This window comes from Anaerosporomusa subterranea (genome assembly GCF_001611555.1).
GTDB classification, from domain to species: domain Bacteria; phylum Bacillota; class Negativicutes; order Sporomusales; family Acetonemataceae; genus Anaerosporomusa; species Anaerosporomusa subterranea.
Window position 1 is genome coordinate 362197 of record NZ_LSGP01000025.1, and the last position, 18488, is coordinate 380684.

Here is an 18488-nt window from a genome sequence, read left to right on the forward strand (position 1 = left end):
GGTGAGAAGGCGCTCAGATGCCCCAGATGCTAGGCAGCCCCGAAAATTCAGCAGCGCCGCGTACGTTCGCAGGTACGCAAGCAATGAATTTTCGGGGCTAACAACGCAGATGGGGTATATCAGCGCCTTCTCACCGGGTTTGGCCGGCGCCGTTGATGAGGTATTTCGTACTCGTCATCTCATTAAGTCCCATCGGACCGCGGGCATGCAGTTTCTGAGTGCTGATGCCGATTTCGGCACCAAAGCCAAATTCAAAGCCATCGCTAAAACGAGTCGAAGCATTAACATAGACGCAAGCCGCATCAACTTCGCGTTGAAAGCGATTGGCGTTTGCTAGGTCAGAGGTTACTATTGCTTCCGAATGTCTGGTTCCATAACGGAAAATATGCTCAAGCGCCGCATCGAGATTCGCTACTACTCTGACCGACAGAATCAAGTCATGGTATTCGGTAGCCCAGTCTTCCTCGGTCGCAGGTTTGACGGCAGAATAGTATTTCATTGTTTCTGGACAGCCGCGCAGTTCAACTCCGGCTACGGCGTATCGTTCCAGCATACCTGGCAGAAAGTCTGACGCTACTGCCTCGTGCACCAGTAGGGTTTCCATCGAGTTGCAGACACCGGGACGAGACACCTTAGCATTAAACGCGATGTCGCTCGCCATGGCTAAGTCTGCAGTCGCATCGACAAATGTGTGACATACGCCATTGCCTGTTTCAATCACCGGTACGGTGGCGTTTTCAACAACCGTGCGGATTAGGCCGGCGCCGCCGCGCGGTATAATAACATCAAGGTATTCATTGAGTCGCAGCATCTCATTGACGGCCTGACGGTCTGTGGTTTCGATCAGTTGGATAGAGTTTTCCGGCGCACCAGCCTGCTCAGCTGCATAGGCGATAATGCGCGCAATGATTGTATTTGAAGTAATAGCTTCAGAGCCGCCGCGTAAAATAACCGCGTTGCCAGATTTTAGACACAGTCCGGCAGCATCGACGGTGACGTTGGGACGAGCTTCATAAATCATGCCAACAACGCCAAGCGGAACCCGAATTTGCCGAATATCTAAACCATTGGGCCGCAAAGCACCACCAAGGGTTTGCCCAATCGGGTCGGCCAGGTCGGCTAACTGGCGTAGGCCTTCCGCCATCGCCCTAATCCGAACCTCGGTCAACATCAGGCGGTCAATCAGCGCACCTGAAAGTTTCTTTTGCCTGCCTCGTTCAATATCGACCGCGTTTGCCTCCAGGATATCATCCCGGCGCTTTTCAAGCGCGTCAGCCATTTGCAAAAGCGCCCGATTTTTTACTGTTGTCGATAACACGGCAAGTTGGCGAGCCGCCTGTTTAGCTTTTGCGCCTTTTTCCCGCAGTTCTACAAGATAGTCCATCGTTATCCTCCTCTCACCATTAAAACGAGATTATCACGGTGAATGAGTTCATCATACGGTTTGGAGCCAAGTAAGCCAGCAATCTCTTGGGTATGAGCTCCCATAATCTTTTGCGCGTCCCGTGAACAATAATTCGTCAACCCGCGGGCGATTTCTCTGCCCTCTACGGTCAGAACGCGAATTGTGCTACCAGACTCAAATTCACCATCGACAGCAGTCACCCCTGTTGATAGCAAACTGGAGCCTCCTGTCAAAATTGCCTGTTCACAGCCTTTGTCAACTGTGACCGAACCACAAATGCGTGCACCAAAGGCTAACCAACGTTTGCGAATATGCAGTCGATTTTCCTTAGGCCAAAAAATCGTGCCTACACTTTGGCCGTCAACTACCTCACGGACAACTCCATCACGACTACCTGAGGCGATCACCATGACTACGCCGGAGCTGACGGCGATTTTTGCGGCCTGTACCTTCGTATACATACCGCCTGTACCGCGAGCTGTGCCCGCGCCGCCAGCAAGAGCCTCTACTTCGGCAGTTATATCGTTTATTTCCGGAATCAGCTTCGCGTCCGGATTCGTCTGCGGATTATCAGTGTATACCCCTTCGACATCAGAAAGTATGACTAACAGATCAGCTTCGACGATACTGGCAACCATGGCGGAAAGGGTGTCATTATCGCCGATTTTCAGTTCATCTACTGCTACGGCGTCATTCTCGTTGATGATAGGAATAACCTTCATTGACAGCAACGTGAGCAGAGTATTGCGCGAATTTGCGTATCGTTTGCGATTGACCGAATCTTCTCGGGTTAGCAGCACCTGGGCTACAATTTGTCCGTATTCGCCAAAAATTTTCTCGTACGTATGCATCAAAATTCCCTGCCCAACGGCGGCTGCTGCCTGCTTGCCGGGAATCGTTTTTGGCTTTTCCGGCAAACCCAGCCTGTCTACGCCGGCACCTACCGCACCTGAAGTCACGAGAATGATCTCTTTGCCTTGATTCGCCAAATCAGCCAATTCGCGAACCAGTTTCTCAATACGAAAAAAATTCAATTTGCCAGTATCATGGGTTAGCGTGCTAGTGCCTACTTTAACAACAATGCGGCGCGCTTTCCCTAGACTTTCTCTAGTCAGCATGCTGCTCCCCTCCTCTGTGGCGGTAAAAAAAACCGTGGTATATTGGGGAGAACGAGGCCGGGAACGTTAACCGCAGAGTACGCAGAGCACGCGGAGGAAACCCGCAGAGGTCTCTATTTATCAATATTACTCTGCACCCTCTGTGTACTCGACGTACCCTCTGTTTACTCTGTGGTAAAAACGTAACCTCTCATTCTCCAACTTCATTACGGCAGTTCGATCCGCGGTTTTTCTGGATTACGTTTATAAAGCAGCCCGTTTCTGCCGATGACTTGAACCAAGTCGGCCCTGGTTTGATCAGCAAGTTCGCGGATTGCGTCCTCTGGTTCGGTCAGGCTATTCTGCAGTACCCGGACTTTAATTAATTCGCGTTTTGTCAACGCATCCCGCACACTGTCAACTACAGTTGGTGAAATGCCGCCTTTGCCAATTTGGACAATAGAGTCCATGGTGCTGCCCAACGATTTTAAATAGCTTTTTTGTTTTGATGTTAGCATAATACCCTCACTTATGGTCGGAATGTGAACTCCATGCCACGGATGCGCACAGTGTCCCCTTCCTTAATTCCTCTTGCGCGAAGCGCTTCGTCAATATTCTGGTTGCGCCAGATACGCTGGAAGCGACGCACTCCTTCGTCATCATCAAAGTTGGTCATTGCCACCAACCGCTCTAGCTGTTTACTTTCGACCACATACGCACCGTCATCATCACGGCGAATAACAGCCGCTTCTTCTTTGACCACTTCTTTATAAGTACGAAGTTCCTCAATGGTATCTAGTGCCGCAGGGGCTGTTGCCAGGGCATTGAAAGCCCTCCACATCAAGTCACGCACACCCTCGCCCGTAGCTGCCGAAATGGGGACAGTCTCGTGTCCCTGCTTTTCCATATATTCACGAATACGTGGAAAATTTGCTTGCGCCTCCGGCAGATCCATCTTATTGGCAGCAATGATCTGCGGTCTTCCTGCTAATTTTTCATTATATAAACGGAGCTCGTCATTGATCTTGTGATAATCCTCGATTGGGTCGCGCCCCTCCATGCCAGACGCATCCAGTACATGGATAATGATCCGGGTCCGCTCAATATGCCGCAGGAAATCGTGACCGAGACCTTTGCCTTCATGGGCTCCCTCGATTAGGCCGGGAATATCAGCAAGCACAAAGCTTCTACCTTCATCAAGGCTGACTACTCCCAAGACTGGCGTCAGAGTGGTAAAATGATAGGCTGCGATATCTGGTCGGGCTGCCGAGACACTGGCTAGCAAACTGGACTTGCCTACACTCGGATAGCCAACCAAGCCAACATCAGCTAACAGCTTCAGTTCCAATAGCAGCGATTTTTCTTCTCCTGGCTCGCCTTTTTCTGCGAACGTAGGAGCCCTGTTAACACTATTCACAAAGCGGGCATTGCCACGTCCACCGCGGCCGCCTCTGGCGATTACCGCTTGTTCACCGGGGTTGACTAAGTCTGCCAGCAGTTCGCCGGTTGCTTCATCGCGTACTAACGTACCGGGCGGGACTTTTACCACTAGATCCTCGGAGCCGCGGCCGTGCATATTACTGGTTTGGCCGGGATCGCCAGGATCTGCTTTAAACTTTCGCTTATAGCGGAAATCAATTAACGTGTTAAGGTTGTCATCAACCGTGAGAACGACGCTGCCGCCTTTACCGCCATCGCCGCCGCTGGGTCCGCCTTTTGGCACATACTTTTCCCGGCGGAAACTGGACATACCATTGCCGCCGTCACCAGCTTTCACTTGAATCTTTACTCTGTCAATAAACATATGCTACCCCTTGCGCCCTCAGGAGGGCTATGTACTTTTCCAGTAGTATGCACAGCAAAGCAGCGTACTACTCTGCCAACTTATCCTCAATTCGCGGCTGATATAACGCCAGCAGATCACCTGTCATTTCCGGGCTTTTTACCATATCATCTATATATCGCAGGGCCTTATCTAGTTTGCCTAGCTGAATAAATGCTTGAATAACCTGGATATGATTGATAAAATCGTGCCGCTGCAGCCGCAGCAAACGCAGGATTTCCTCGCGTATAGCTTGTTCGGCCATGACGATTTCCCCTCTCATCCGAATACTGTTTCTTTCTGCGAAAAACCGCAAAAATCCTGCGACATAATTAAGAAAAACCGTTGAAACGGTCTTTGGGGAAAGTACGGGGTACCATACCACAGAGGGCACAGAGTGGTAAAGAGGACACAGAGGACTAAAGTTTGGGGCCAGCACAGCTGGAAAAATAAATTACAGTTCCTCCGTGTCCTCTGTGGAAAGCGTAACCCTGTTCCATAAATTCAAAGTTTATACTTTCGGATAGCTTAATAAAAAACCTGCGGCTAAAGCCGCAGGTTTTTGTCGATAAACAATCCAATTTTAGTTATTGGGCTGCTTCGGTTTCTACCGCATAGACGCTGATTTGTCTGTCATCGCGGCCTTTGCGTTCAAAGGAAACTTTGCCAGGGATCAAAGCAAATAAGGTATGATCCTTGCCAATGCCGACGTTTAGACCAGGATAGAAGCGAGTGCCTCTCTGACGGACCAAAATGCTGCCAGCAGTAACAACTTCACCAGCTTGACGTTTTACACCAAGGCGTTGCGCTTCGCTGTCACGTCCGTTACGGGAGCTACCAACACCCTTTTTATGTGCAAACCGTTGCAGATCAAATGTAAAATTGAACATCGAGTTCACCTCCTGTATTCAACAATCCGAACATAATCCGGTTCTAATTTAACAATCTCCTTTAGACCAAGTAACATGGTTTCAAGCACGGCACTGGTCTGATCATCAGGAAGATTGCATAGTTCCATAGACAACAGGCCATCTGCAGCCTGCCAGCGAATCGTCCGATTCAGATATTGGGAGAGACCGAGCAACGCCGACTGGGTTAGAGCCGAGACGCCAGCGCAAATAATATCTTTGCCACGTGGCGCAGAGCCGGAATGCCCTTTAACTTGAAATTGAACAATGCGTTGTACGCTATCGCGGGTAATTTCTACCGTAATCATGCCTTATGCTTCGATTTTCTCGATAGTCACTTTTGTGAACGGTTGACGATGTCCTTGGCGTTTACGGTAGTTGGATTTGGACTTGTACTTGAAAATGCGAATTTTCTTTCCCTTGCCATGCTCAACAACCGTGCCGGTTACTTTCGCACCAGCAACGACAGGTTGGCCAATCTTCACAGAGCCGTCAGTGACAACAGTCAGCACTTCGTCGAAAGCAACAGTCTCGCCTGCTTGGGCTTCGAGTTTTTCGATGACAATGACGTCACCTTCGCTAACGCGGTATTGCTTTCCGCCTGTTTGAATAATTGCGTACATTTTTAGATACACCTCCTTATAGAGTCTCGCCGAATTTGGTATCACTGAAAGTGAATTTTTAAAACCTCTTCGAGCGGCCGTGAAGGCACATGCCTACATCATTGAATGATATCATATTCATTTGTCTCTGTCAATTTTAATTCGATTATTCCTGATTGGCGAGGATGGAATATGTTTCAGGATGCAAGGCTGGCAATGCCTCTACTTTCAAAGTAATGGCCAACTCCTGTTGCAGTCTCTTCAGTTCAGCCGGAGCTGCCAGCACTTCAGCTACCTGTGGGTGGGCTTGCACAATATAACTACGAACAGAGCTGGCGGACAAAGATAGGCGACGCAATTGCCGTCTAATATTGATCGATACAGTTGGCGGCGATAGAACACGGCCTCTGCCTTCACAACAAGGGCATGGTGCGTAAAGCATGGCGTCGAGATTTTGACGCGATTTTTTGCGTGTCATTTCTACTAAACCCAAACCGGTAATACCAACAACATTACTCTTGGTTCGGTCTTTCTTCAGACCTTCTTCCAGCGCCGCCAACACGGCTTGTTTGTGTTCCTCAGTATTCATATCAATAAAATCGATAATGATGATGCCGCCTATGTCGCGCAGGCGCAATTGGCGAGCGATTTCGCCAGCCGCCTCCAGATTCGTGCGAAATACAGTATCTTCAAGATTGGTGCGGCCAACAAACTTGCCTGTATTCACATCGATGACCGTAAGAGCTTCTGTGCGGTCAAAAATAAGATAGCCGCCGCATTCCAGCCAAACCTGCCGTTTTTGAAGTTGGCTGTATTGTTCTTCTAGTTGGTGGTGACTGAACAAATCATTGCCCTCATAGTAGGACACCCTGGATACTAACTCAGGCGAATGATGGGTTAATAGTTCAACTACCCGCTGATAGGCGTCCCGGTTATCAATCACCAACTCTTCTAAGTCGCTGGATAAATAGTCTCTCACAACCCGGATAACAAGGTCAACATCACGGTACAAGGCGGCAGGCGCCTTAGTACGTTTCGAGCGGGCAATAATTGAGGACCAGAGCGTATGGAGATAATGCAAGTCCTTGGCCAAGTCCTCTTCACTACGGCCTTCAGCCACAGTTCGCACAATGACCCCCATGCCAGGCGGCCTAACCTTTTCCGCCAATTCGCGCAGACGTTCCCGTTCAGCACCTGATTCGATACGGCGTGAAATCCCGATATAATCCACAGTCGGCATAAGCACAACATAGCGGCCAGGCAAAGTCAGATGCGTAGTCGCCCGCGGGCCCTTGACGCCAAGCGAGTCTTTGACGATCTGTATCATAATATCCTGTCCGATTGTCAAAACGTCATCAAGCGGTCCTGTACGGGTTGGAATATGGGGAAAAATATCACCAACATACAAAAAAGCGTTCTTCTCCTTGCCGATATCAATAAACGCTGCCTGCATACCTGGCAATACATTTTTAATTCTACCTTTATAAATGTTGCCGACAATATGGCCAGTATCAACTCGTTCAACAACTAGCTCGCTGAGAATGCCGTCTTCGAGCACAGCCATCCGTGTTTCTTCCAATCCTGCGTTTACCAGTATCTTCTGAATCACTGTCGTCACCCCCTGAGTTCGAGCGGTGAAATCAAGTCATCTCCCTGTTTTATCCAAAGCCCCTCACGCCGGATAAAAGCCAGCTCACGCTCCACTGGCAACGAAAAGCGCTCAGTCAGGACTTCCAGTAATTCACTTGCTTTAGCGCTGCCAGTCGGTTTGATCTCTATACCAAACGAAAGCAACAGCTTATTGCCATTCGTCTGGGCTGTGAGATTGTCAACAAACTGCTTCAGATCAATCTCTCGTTTTCCCTTTGGTGATTGCCGTGTGTACATAACAACCTCAGCTGTATTAAACCCAGAAACCGCAGCCTCTACAGCAGTCAGTCCACCGGCAAGAGGGAGTTCGACGGAATATGCGGCATAATTAATCACAGCCATTAATGCCTTATGGGTTTGGGTAATGACCGCAGCTTGCGACACGTAAATGCCGTCAGGTAAAGCGCCCGCCAGTCGTGCGGTAAAATCTGATGGAGTGATATCCTCAACCAACTCAACATCAAAGTATTCCTGATCGCCAGTTACGCCAACACTCAGTGCGGAAGCGAAGGCCAGCTTAACATGCGGATTAAAGCCCTCAGAGTAGGCCACCGGCAATTGAGCTCGGCGCAACGCCCGTTCTACAGTGCGGGCGAAGTCAAGATGCGAAATATAGCGGACTTGTTCTCCTTTAGTTATGGCTGCTCTAAGTAACATCAGCGGTTCCCCCAATCGGCGATCTGAACCCCGAGTCCATCACAGACACCACAACCGCCGCAGTCGCCGCGGCGGCAATCCGGGGTTAGCTCGAGCCTCACGCCTTTGTCATACTCTGCTATCAGATATCGTTTATCAACTCCGGCTGAAAGGTGATCCCAGGGCAGGAGCTCGTCCGTCTCCCTGCTGCGGTTAGCGTAAAAATGCGGATCAATGCCAGTTGCTGCAAAAGCCGCCATCCAGATATCAAACCGGAAATGCTCGCTCCAACCGTCAAAGCGGGCGCCATTCTGCCAGGCATGGATAAGCACATCAGCCAGGCGGCGATCGCCTCTGGCAAATACCGCCTCGAGAAAACTCACTTCCGGATCATGCCAGTGTAGGGATATGCTGCGATCACGAATGCTAGACTTTAACAGTGCTTGCTTACGGCGCATTTCACTGATCGAGTCTTGTGCCATCCATTGAAACGGTGTTTGGCATTTGGGGACAAACGAAGACACGCTGACACTGACTTTAGCTCCGCGGCGTCCGGTTGCTTCGCGATACCAGTCAAGAACCCGGTAAGCGAGATCAGCTATGCCGCGCACATCCTCGTCAGTCTCTGTCGGCAAACCAATCATAAAGTATAGCTTTATCGACGACCAACCAGCCTTGAAGGCGGCCGTAACAGCATCGCGCAAGTTCTCCTCGGTAACACCCTTATTAATAACATCGCGCATGCGTTGTGTTCCCGCCTCTGGCGCAAATGTCAATCCGCTTTTTCTTACTGTTTGTACCTGTTGGGCTAAGTCGACAGAAAAGCTGTCAATCCGCAAAGAGGGCAACGAGACACTGACTTTATATTCCCGCAATCCTTCCTGCAGCTCTGTTATCAGTCCGTGCAGGCACGAATAATCTGCCGTGCTCAGCGAGACAAGTGAAATCTCGTCATAACCGCTGTCAGCTACCAGTTGTTTGGCCAAATTCACTAGCGTCTCTGGGCGGCGTTCCCTGACTGGCCGATAAATTGTGCCTGCTTGACAGAACCGACAGCCGCGCGTACAGCCACGAAACAGTTCAAGCATAATCCGATCATGGACAATATCCAGATAGGGCATGACCAATTTCGTCGGGAAAGGCGCCTTGTCCAGATCCTCTACAACCCGTTTAATCACGCAAGGCTTGGCTTCTGGCAGCGTGGGAGTAACGGCGGCAATCGTCTTGTCATCGTGATAGTCGATGTGATAAAACTGCGGTACATAGATGCCCTCAATACTCGCCACTCGCCGCAAAAGGCCAATTCTGCCGTCCGGCTTGCCTTCTCGCTTCCACTGCACCAGACAATCAGTCACGTCATTAATCGTCTCTTCCCCTTCACCCATTACAAAAAAATCAAAGAAGTCAGCAACCGGCTCAGCATTAAAAGCGCAAGGGCCGCCACCAATAACGAAGGGGTGTTCCAGCTGACGGTCCACCGTTTTCAGCGGAATATTGGACAGATCCAACATGTTTAAGATATTGCTAAAACTCATTTCGTATTGCAATGAAAAGCCAATAACATCAAACTCATTGATCGGCCGAAAACTCTCCAGAGCATACAGCGGTATGCCATGAGCCCGCATCTCAGCCTCCATATCAGTCCAAGGCGCGTACACTCTCTCTGCCGCCGCATCGTCGCGTTGATTTATAATGTCATACAAAATCTTTAGCCCCAGATTGCTCATGCCCACCTCATAGACATCTGGCAAAGCCAGCGCATAAGCAATATCCACTGTGCCGGGATCTTTCTTGATACTGTTCCATTCTTGCCCTGTATAGCGTGCCGGCTTGAGTACTCGATTCAGAATATCAGGTGATAAGACAATGTGCATAACGGCCTCCATAGTGTTCAATTACATGTAGTATGTCTAAAAATTACCAGGTGCAATCAGAAATACCTGGCAGTTGTTTGCGCGCAAAGGAAAAAAACATGCGATACACGCATGAATATCATTATTTCGCTATAGTTTTACCAGATTCCTTCTAGTAGTTCAAACATGTTAGATTATAATGTGGTTGAGCCACTAAGCGTCAAAGGAAATCACCAATTTTGGCCATCATTCCCTTGTCTGGAATAGACTCCCACACATCAGTCTCTGTTAATGACCCCCGCATCCTAAATCCTTTGTCCACAATTAATATCATATGATATTGTTCCGGCTGAAACAGAGCAATCACATCCCGCACCAGGCAATCCTCGACAGCGGTAAAATGCGCGGTTGGCATAACTCCCCGCCGCATCATATCCGCTTTTTTCTGCGATAAAATGCGCATAGCGCGAAAGCCTACCGCAGCCATTTCCTTGCGCGAGGCAAGCGCTATAAAACCGGCAGCGAATAGTAGCGTAATATTAACGTCTGAATGAAAAACGAACTGTAAAACCGCTACTATCAAAAAACCACCGCTGATAAGCCAGCTAACAAAGACTACAGCTGTCGTCGCTTTGCGGTAACCGCACAGTTGGGATAACCAAGCGCGCAAAATTCTGCCTCCATCTAGCGGCAAAGCTGGGATGAGATTAAACCAGCCTAGCATCAAGTTGGTCTGAAAAAAAAATCTCCAATCCCAATTTTGTACATAATGAGACAAAATCGCAATCATTGCCGCCATGACAAAACTGGCAACAGGACCCACTAATGCGACAAACAGGTCATTTTGTGAATCAGCTTCACCCAACCGATCAATGCGAGCCACCCCACCAAACGGCAGCAATTCCACTTCCCGAACCGTATATCCTAGCAGTCGGGCTGCCATGGCATGAGCGCTTTCATGCCATAAAACCGAGGCGAATACGCCAATGACCTTGACTAACATGCCAGAAAATGAAAAGACGATCAGAAGAATAAGGAACCAAGGACTGATGAGAATTTGTACTCCTGCCACTCTTCCCGCACGCAAGCTCTACTTCCCATCCTTACCAGAGAATTCTCCTTGAATGCGAGTAAGCGGATCAATAAATTTTCCTTTGTCACTAACTGCAAAGTATAGCTTAGGAGCTTGAGTCATCCCTGTCTGGCCAACTCTCGCAATAAGCTGGCCTTGAGTAACAGGATCGCCTGCTTTAACAGCAGCTTCAGCAAGGTGTCCGTAAACAGTTTGCACCTCACTGCTATGCTCAACAATAATAATTCTGCCGAATTGGGCGCTATCTTCCACTACCCGAACATGTCCCGACGCAGCCGCTCGCACGGCCGTCCCGGCAGGTGCTGTGATGTCAATTCCTTCATGCATGACCTGTTGTTTCAAGACAGGATGAGTCTGCCAGCCAAACGTTGCTGTTAGCTTGCCATCTACTGGTTTCACCATGTATTGCAACGGATCGGCGGGACGTGACACGGTTGTCTGTACACGTTTCCAAAGTGAGGTATCTAGTTGCTGTGGCAAATAGGGCGCCACCTGATCCATAAGATAGGCAACATCAGTTTCCGTTGTCAGCAGATAACGAACTCCATCCACTACCGACCGCCCAACCTGCGTGTTTGATGAAGCTGCCATATAGACAGCAGCAAAAATAAGCAGCGCAGCAGCAGTTTGCTTTAACCAACTGAGATTCATCCGGTTCCGCTTTGTCCGGTATTCGACAGGTTCAGAGTAGTAGCGCCTTTTGAACCGTTGTGAGAATGTTGTCATGACCTTACCTCCGCCCGGCCATATTCGGTCTTGTCTGGCTATTGTAATGTATATGACATTAACAGAGGAATATGAAAAAATCCTTGTCCGTGAAGCGGAAAATATTTTCTGTATTATCTAATAAATCAAAGGATTATTGCCTTTGACGGCGAATAAAATATATTGGGTCTACGGTTTATTTAAATTAAATGAATATGCTTGGCAGATGTAGACAGAAACGGTTGTGCCCCGCGACTGAAAATCATCTGTTTCAAACTGTGTTGATTACGGCTTCGCGCCTACCGCACGAGGCAAAAGTAAGTTCAACATCAGGTTTGCTGCAAAGCAGCGGGACCTGGTGTTTTTATTTTCCGGACAGCAAAACACCGCGGTTCCGGAAAGGGGTGTAGTCATGAAAACCGCAGAGGGGGGGACCATCTTCCATCCATGTAATGAAATGTCCTATATACTTTACAACTGGCAAGGAAAATGCAAGTGGGTCTATTTAGAGGGCGTGTTTTTAGTTGACCCGAAGTTCGAAGCAGAGTTTAAAAACGCGCACGGGGCCGCATAGGCTTCGCCAGAATGTTGATAGACAAAGAACCACGGGCCGGTGTGGCGTCGTGGTTCTTTGTTTTCCATGCTATTGCGCTTGGTTTTTGTAATTCCGAATAAACTCAATTGCCCGTTCTAATTCTTCTGGCGATATTTCCGCCTCGACTGCCTTATCCAGAGCAACCAGATAATTCGCATAGCGTGATTCAGATAGTCGTGCCCGCAGCGCTGAGCTGACTTTCAACTCATCCAGTCGGAGTATATCTTCCCGCAAAAAAAACTCAACCGGTATATCAAGTGTCTTGGACAGGGCAACAATCCGGTCACGCCCTAAGAGGCGGCGATTGTTTTCCACGTGGGAGATGTACGATTGGGAAACCTTGAGACGCCGAGCCAATTCCTCTGTAGTAAGTCCCGCTTTTTCTCTAACAAACCGGACCTTTTCTCCGAGCGTCATTTACGCACACTCCCTGTCAATTTCGGTATATGAATATATAATAGTATGACTATTCCCTCTGTGTCAAAATAATTATTCTAGAATGAAAAAAACGCAAGACTTATATGACAAATTGTCATATAATATAACTGAGCCGATGATTTATTTGCTCTATTATCTGGCTTAAACGAAAATCAAGTTTACTGTTTCGCTATTTCCAATGACAATTTGTCATAAATATAAAAAGAAGGCGAAGTAATGAACGAACTTGGTTTCGGTCTGAAGCGCACCCTGTCTGTCATGGTCTCCGCCGGTCTATTTATGTGCACTGTTGTGTTGCTCTCGCATCGAGCTGACATATTGCCAGGTCTGCTGATTGGCATTGCCGCCAGTTGCCTGTACTACCTCTTGCTCTATTATCAAATCAAAAAAGACGCCTTTAGACCCGTGCAAGCAGACGCCTGTATGAACGAAGACGCTTTTTCCCGATTCTATCTGCTGCTTGTCGGTATAGTATTAGTAGTCCGCGATCCAGGACCAAACCTGATCGCATTCTTAGCAGGTATTATCCTGCCTTTCCGTCTGATACTGTCTCTCAGTCGCTTTTTCCTGCTGCAAAAACAATCCAGGGAGCAGCGCCCATCGCACCGCCGGAACCACTAGCCCTTGCTTAGATGATGAGGCTGAGCTGCTTAAGCGGTCTCGAATCTAGCCGTCCAGCGGATAAATTGGCACGCTCCCGATTATGACATATAGTCATAATCAGCTTGACAAAGAGGTGTGTTGATGATGGGCGAATTTCACTTGATTAGCAATAAGCAGTGTATACTTGTGATGGCGGCCGCAGGTATTGTCATCAGTATAGTTGCTGCTCTGATTGGGTTTGAACAGCATGCCTTGGCTATTCTCTATGGCACACTAGCCGGAATTAGTTTTTCGATGTTACTGAAATTCCAATATCAGAAAGGTTTAGAGACCAGTGCGCATCAGGCGGTTATGAACGTAAACAACGGCTTCATCAGCCGGTTCTGTGTCGTGGTCGCATTTATACTTTTTGGTGAATACTGTCTGGATCTCCATATCATCGCTGTACTGGCCGGACTATTTGTTACCCAGCGGATAGCAATTGTTTGGCAAGTCTTCTGCCTTGCTTTTGATCAGGATACTGTCAAAATAACAGGAAAGGAGAATAAGACATGGAGAGGGTAATCATTATCGTTTGTTCTGTCATCGCTGCTGTCATTATTATTCTCACCGTAACACTGAGTGCACCCAAGTGTGACGCAAAAGTGGCCTACACCACCCTGGACGCGATGGGCAGGAAGCCGGAATTGAAGTCCTCCTTGCTACCAACGATGTTGATTTCGATCGGACTCATTGAGTCAATCCCAATTATCGCCACTGTAATCGCCATTGTATTAGTCATCGCCAATCCGTATTTTGGGCAATAGACAAACCAATAAAGCAGGTGCAGACAAATGTCGTCCGCACCTGCTTTATTGGTTTCAAAACAGTATCTTTTGTCGTCGCATATAGATATTTAACAACAAACCTAAGCTGATCATATTGGTCGTCAAAGCACTCACGCCGTAGCTCATTAGCGGCAGTGGGATACCAGTAACCGGCATGATGCCGGCAGTCATACCGACATTGACCAGAACATGAAATGCCATCATCGAGGTGACGCCCGCAGCTATTAGGGTGCCAAAGTTGTCCCTCGCTTCGCCTGCAATCTTTAACCCTCGGTATAGCAGAATAAAGTACAGCAGTAATACCAACAGGCTACCGATAAAGCCGACTTCTTCGCCAATCACAGCAAAGATAAAGTCGGTGTGATTTTCCGGCAAGAAGTTAAGCTGGCTTTGTGTCCCGCTGAACAAACCTTTGCCTGTCAACATTCCTGAGCCAATAGCAATTTTTGATTGAATGATATGATAACCAGATCCTAGCGGATCAACGTTGGGATCGAGAAAGACTGTCAAACGCATCTTCTGATAGTCTTTTAGAAAATGCCAAAAGATCGGCATAAAAGCTAACCCGGCTCCGATAATCGTGAACAGCTTACGCGTGGGTATGCCAGCGACAAAAATCATCCCAAACAATATCGAAAGAAATACTAGCGAGGTGCCCAAGTCGGGTTGCTTGAGAACCAGCAAAAACGGTATTCCCACATACAGAAAAACCGGCAAAATATCTCGCCAGGTTTGAAGTTGGCCAGCCCTTTTATCCAGCAGATTCGCCAAACTAACAATCATAATCAGTTTGGAAAACTCCGATGGTTGTAGGGTAATTGGACCGATTTGAATCCAGCGTTGAGCGCCCAAAGCCGATTGGCCGACAAACATGACTGCCAACAGCATCACTAAATTGAGCACATACAGTAAATTCGCATACCTGCCAATTGATTTATAGTCAAAGTGCAGCATGACAAAGATAATCACTATATTAATTAAAGCAAATATCCCTTGACGTTGCACATACCAGTAACGATCCTCACTGGGCGTATTGATATGGGTGGCGCTGCCGATGAAAATCAGGCTCACGACAATCAAGGCGATAATATCAAGAATGAGAATGAAATCAAGATTTCGCAGCAGTCGTCGGTTCAGCATTTTCGATTATACCTTCCCTAGTCGTCATACAGGGTTCACTTTGGAGTACGGCTTGCTCATCGTTTGCAGGGTCGATCTGACGCGTGGCAGGAGAGCGTTTAACCGCACTAACGGGAATGTTGGCAACGAGCGTTACCGTCTGATCGTCGCGATTCAGATTCACTTCCATGTCTTGCGGATTGATCTCCATATAGTTTGATACAACTTTGATCATATCGTCCCTAAGAAGTCCCATATATTGCGGTGAAACATTGGCACGATCATGCAGGAGAACCAAACGGAGCCGTTCTTTAGCAATATCTTTGGAGCCAACGGCAGGCTGTTCGCCTAATAGCTTTTTTAGCATACTTAGCATAGCTTGTCCCTCCTCATAGCCCGATCAGGAGTTTGAGCCGGGCCCACAGGCCCTTAGGGGGAGCGAGAACAAGGAGCGGTACATTTTCCCCAGTCAGCCGTCTTACGACGTTTTTGTAAGCCTCGCTCGCCAGTGTGGTTGGATTAGTTACAGCCGGTTCCCCCCGGTTTGTAGAAATAATAATATACTCATCTTCCGGGATTACGCCTAGCAAATCAACTGACAAGATTTCAATAACATCATCAATTGACATCATCTCGCCGCGTTTGACCATTTCCGGACGGATTCGGTTAATAATGAGCTTCAAGTCAGTTTTTCCAGATGACTCTAACAAACCAAGAATCCGGTCAGCATCACGTACGGCTGACACGTCGGGTGTTGTGACGACTATCGCTTTCTCAGCGCCAGCGATTGCGTTGGTAAAGCCTCGCTCAATGCCTGCCGGGCTGTCAATAATGACATAATCGAAGTCGCGGGCCAAATCGCGGCATATTTCGCGCATTTGGTCAGGCGAAATTGAAAACTTATCTCGTGTCTGCGCTGCAGGCAAGAGAAATAAATTATCATACCGTTTATCTTTAATCAATGCTTGTTTCAGGCGACAAGCGCCTTCTGTAACATCCACTAAGTCAAAAACAATCCGATTCTCCAGCCCCATGACAACATCCAAATTTCGCAGTCCAATGTCAGCATCGATTAGTGCAACCTTTTTGCCGGACAAGGCAAGTCCTGCGCCCAAATTGGCCACAGTTGTCGTCTTGCCGACCCCGCCTTTACCGGATGTAACGACAATAATATCCCCCACGCGTAATCCCCCTCATCCCAGCCATTCCCATCAAACGCATATTACCGATTTTTTACTATTCGGCTTGAAGGTCAGGTTTTCCTGCCTCATTCGGCAATCCAAGGAGGAATCAAATCGCGACTTTATTTGATTTAAATACCTTAGGGGCATTTGTCGTATCTTGATTAAGATTAAATGCAGCTTCCAGAACTTTTTTAGTAATAACGCCTGCTGACGACCCGCCATAGCCGCCTTGCTCGACAATAACCGCTACGGCAATCGTTGGATCTTCATAAGGAGCATACGCGACAAACCAGCCATGATCTGCGCCATGTGAGTTCTCGGCTGTTCCGGTTTTACCGGCTATTTGAACCGGAAAATCGGCGAATAGGTAGCCAGCAGTTCCACCAGGCAGAGCAACATCACGCAGCCCATTGCGAATCAGTTCGAGATTCGCCGGTGAAATGTCTACTTTGCCGACTTGCTCAGGTGCGTAATCCTTGACTACTTTGCCGTCTGGTCCGGTAATCTGCTTTACAAGGTATGGTCGGTAGCGAAGACCGCCACTAGCAATCTGCGCAATCAACTGAGCCTGTTGCAAAGGAGTAACTAGATTGAACCCCTGACCGATTGCAGCGTCAAACGTTTCTGACAGATACCACTGCTCACCATATACTTTTTCTTTGTAACGGCGGTTAGCAACCAAGCCATCCGACTCTCCCAGCAAATTAATCCCAGTAAAAGCGCCAAGCCCAAACATTCGCGCATATTTTTCCAGGTTGTCAATACCTAGTCGATTGCCCATTTCATAAAAATATACGTTATCAGACTTAGCAAAAGCCTCATTAAAATTGATCCATCCCAGTGCTTCGCCATGAGCATTGCTTTTATCAATCAGCCAATGGCGTCCTGTATCGAGTATCTTTTCTTCTGGAGTAACTTTTTTTAGTTCTAGCGCCGCAGTGCCAGTAACGATTTTAAAGACAGATCCTGGCGGATATTCCCCGGAAATAGCTTTGTTGTCCATTGGGTTGAAGGGGTTCTCGTTAATCAGTTTCCAATCTTTTTCTGAAATGCCGCCTGCGAACAGATTGGGGTCAAAGGCAGGACGGCTGACCATCGCCAATACCTCTCCCGTCTTCGGATTAAGAGCGACAACTGATGCGGCATGTGCATTGCGAAATTCTGTTTGTGTTTGTAAGTACTTTAGAGTCTCATCTATTGCCATCTCTGCCGCCTTTTGGATGCGGTAGTCGATGGTGAGAACAAGATTTTGCCCCGGAATTGGATCCTTTTTGCCAAGAACCTGGACTGGTCTGCCACTGACGTTGACTTCTGTTTGCCCGCCGCCGTCTATGCCACGCAATTCTTTATCAAACACGCGTTCTAGGCCAAACTTGCCAATGATATCGCCGGCTTTATAGCCGTCGCTTTTGCGTTTTTCTAACTCCGTATCATTGATTTCGCTGACATAGCCAAACAGATGAGCGGCGAAGGTCTTGTTATTATAAGTCCGCACAGGCTGGATTTCAATAATTACGCCTGGTAGTTCATTGCGACGTTCTTCAATTTTAGCGACGATTTCCGGTCCCACATTTGCTTTGATTCGAACCGGATCAAACGATCCCTTGCGCTGTTCCAGCTTAGCAAGAATTTCCTCTTTTTTCATGCCAAGAATCTGCGATAGTTTTTCAAGAACCTGAGGCTCCGGCTGACCGGATGGTAGCATGAAGTCGACTGTGAACCCAGGACGGTTTGTGACGAGTTGCACTCCGTTGCGGTCGTAGAAAATACCACGCGGAGCCTGAATCGGGATCAAACGGATACGGTTACCGTTGGCGAGATCTTCAAAGTGCTTTCCTTGCGCGATTTGCAGATAACTAAGTCGAGAAACTAGAGCAACAAAGATGAGCATGACTAGCATGCCCATCACATCTAATCTTTGCAACTGCCGTTTTACAGTCAAGAAGAAACA

Annotated in this window: 20 protein-coding genes and 1 pseudogene; 3 read left to right on the top strand and 18 right to left on the bottom strand. The window is 48.1% G+C overall.

All coding sequences use genetic code 11. From position 1 onward, the window contains the following. Window positions 1-130 precede the first annotated feature (130 nt). The 14 genes from AXX12_RS16625 to AXX12_RS16690 all read right to left on the bottom strand — a co-directional run bounded on the left by AXX12_RS16625 (window position 131) and on the right by AXX12_RS16690 (window position 12783). Window positions 131-1384, bottom strand: a complete 1254-nt coding sequence (locus AXX12_RS16625; protein ID WP_066245136.1) for a glutamate-5-semialdehyde dehydrogenase — start codon at window positions 1382-1384, stop codon at window positions 131-133. Between the two features lie 2 nt (window positions 1385-1386). Next, the gene (gene proB / locus AXX12_RS16630; protein ID WP_066245139.1) at window positions 1387-2523 is read right to left on the bottom strand and encodes a glutamate 5-kinase; all 1137 of its coding nucleotides are present in this window, start codon (window positions 2521-2523) and stop codon (window positions 1387-1389) included. Window positions 2524-2729: 206 nt separating this feature from the next. Beyond that, on the bottom strand, window positions 2730-3020 hold the full coding sequence (locus AXX12_RS16635) for a YhbY family RNA-binding protein (RefSeq protein WP_066245141.1): 291 nt from the start codon (window positions 3018-3020) through the stop codon (window positions 2730-2732). Window positions 3021-3031: 11 nt separating this feature from the next. After that, window positions 3032-4306 carry a GTPase ObgE gene (gene obgE, locus AXX12_RS16640; RefSeq protein WP_066245142.1) on the bottom strand — a complete coding sequence of 425 codons (1275 nt, stop codon included), beginning with the start codon at window positions 4304-4306 and terminating at the stop codon, window positions 3032-3034. Window positions 4307-4373: 67 nt separating this feature from the next. After that, on the bottom strand, window positions 4374-4589 hold the full coding sequence (locus AXX12_RS16645; RefSeq protein WP_066245144.1) for a Spo0B domain-containing protein: 216 nt from the start codon (window positions 4587-4589) through the stop codon (window positions 4374-4376). A 322-nt stretch (window positions 4590-4911) separates the two neighbouring features. Then, window positions 4912-5214 (bottom strand): 50S ribosomal protein L27, encoded by a 303-nt coding sequence (gene rpmA, locus AXX12_RS16650; RefSeq protein WP_066245146.1) that lies wholly within the window; start codon window positions 5212-5214, stop codon window positions 4912-4914. Window positions 5215-5219: 5 nt separating this feature from the next. Further along, entirely contained in the window at window positions 5220-5540 is a 321-nt protein-coding gene (locus tag AXX12_RS16655) for a ribosomal-processing cysteine protease Prp (RefSeq protein WP_066245148.1), read from the bottom strand. Between the two features lie 3 nt (window positions 5541-5543). Continuing rightward, window positions 5544-5855, bottom strand: coding sequence for a 50S ribosomal protein L21 (gene rplU, locus AXX12_RS16660; RefSeq protein WP_066245150.1), 312 nt, complete (start codon window positions 5853-5855; stop codon window positions 5544-5546). Between the two features lie 145 nt (window positions 5856-6000). Next, window positions 6001-7443 carry an Rne/Rng family ribonuclease gene (locus AXX12_RS16665; RefSeq protein WP_066245151.1) on the bottom strand — a complete coding sequence of 481 codons (1443 nt, stop codon included), beginning with the start codon at window positions 7441-7443 and terminating at the stop codon, window positions 6001-6003. Window positions 7444-7448: 5 nt separating this feature from the next. Next, window positions 7449-8141, bottom strand: coding sequence for a TIGR03936 family radical SAM-associated protein (locus AXX12_RS16670; protein WP_066245153.1), 693 nt, complete (start codon window positions 8139-8141; stop codon window positions 7449-7451). Next, on the bottom strand, window positions 8141-9994 hold the full coding sequence (locus tag AXX12_RS16675; protein WP_066245155.1) for a TIGR03960 family B12-binding radical SAM protein: 1854 nt from the start codon (window positions 9992-9994) through the stop codon (window positions 8141-8143). Before AXX12_RS16675 ends, AXX12_RS16670 begins: the two co-directional genes overlap by 1 nt. Window positions 9995-10193: 199 nt before the next feature. After that, window positions 10194-11060, bottom strand: a complete 867-nt coding sequence (locus AXX12_RS16680; protein WP_066245157.1) for a M50 family metallopeptidase — start codon at window positions 11058-11060, stop codon at window positions 10194-10196. A gap of 3 nt (window positions 11061-11063) precedes the next feature. Then, a complete protein-coding gene (locus AXX12_RS16685) occupies window positions 11064-11792 on the bottom strand; it encodes a M23 family metallopeptidase (RefSeq protein WP_066245159.1) in 729 nt (242 codons plus the stop codon). A gap of 622 nt (window positions 11793-12414) precedes the next feature. After that, the gene (locus tag AXX12_RS16690) at window positions 12415-12783 is read right to left on the bottom strand and encodes a helix-turn-helix domain-containing protein (RefSeq protein ID WP_066245161.1); all 369 of its coding nucleotides are present in this window, start codon (window positions 12781-12783) and stop codon (window positions 12415-12417) included. Between the two features lie 237 nt (window positions 12784-13020). Between AXX12_RS16690 and AXX12_RS16695 the strand changes: the two genes are divergently transcribed. The 3 genes from AXX12_RS16695 (at window position 13021) to AXX12_RS16705 (ending at window position 14213) form a co-directional block, all read left to right on the top strand. Next, window positions 13021-13425 (top strand): ATP synthase subunit I, encoded by a 405-nt coding sequence (locus AXX12_RS16695; RefSeq protein ID WP_066245163.1) that lies wholly within the window; start codon window positions 13021-13023, stop codon window positions 13423-13425. A 123-nt stretch (window positions 13426-13548) separates the two neighbouring features. Then, a complete protein-coding gene (locus AXX12_RS16700; RefSeq protein WP_066245165.1) occupies window positions 13549-13971 on the top strand; it encodes an ATP synthase subunit I in 423 nt (140 codons plus the stop codon). Continuing rightward, entirely contained in the window at window positions 13959-14213 is a 255-nt protein-coding gene (locus tag AXX12_RS16705; protein WP_066245167.1) for a F0F1 ATP synthase subunit C, read from the top strand. The genes AXX12_RS16700 and AXX12_RS16705 overlap by 13 nt, the downstream gene beginning before the upstream one ends. 54 nt (window positions 14214-14267) lie before the next feature. On the opposite strand, the gene rodA is transcribed toward AXX12_RS16705, so the two are convergent. From rodA to mrdA, 4 genes and pseudogenes are all read right to left on the bottom strand, one after another. Continuing rightward, a complete protein-coding gene (gene rodA, locus AXX12_RS16710; RefSeq protein ID WP_066245168.1) occupies window positions 14268-15374 on the bottom strand; it encodes a rod shape-determining protein RodA in 1107 nt (368 codons plus the stop codon). 94 nt (window positions 15375-15468) lie between these two features. Then, window positions 15469-15729, bottom strand: a pseudogene (gene minE, locus AXX12_RS16715) (cell division topological specificity factor MinE); the annotation flags it as partial. 13 nt (window positions 15730-15742) lie between these two features. Then, window positions 15743-16534, bottom strand: coding sequence for a septum site-determining protein MinD (gene minD / locus AXX12_RS16720; protein WP_066245172.1), 792 nt, complete (start codon window positions 16532-16534; stop codon window positions 15743-15745). A 109-nt stretch (window positions 16535-16643) separates the two neighbouring features. Beyond that, on the bottom strand, window positions 16644-18479 hold the full coding sequence (gene mrdA, locus AXX12_RS16725; protein WP_066245175.1) for a penicillin-binding protein 2: 1836 nt from the start codon (window positions 18477-18479) through the stop codon (window positions 16644-16646). Window positions 18480-18488 lie beyond the last annotated feature (9 nt).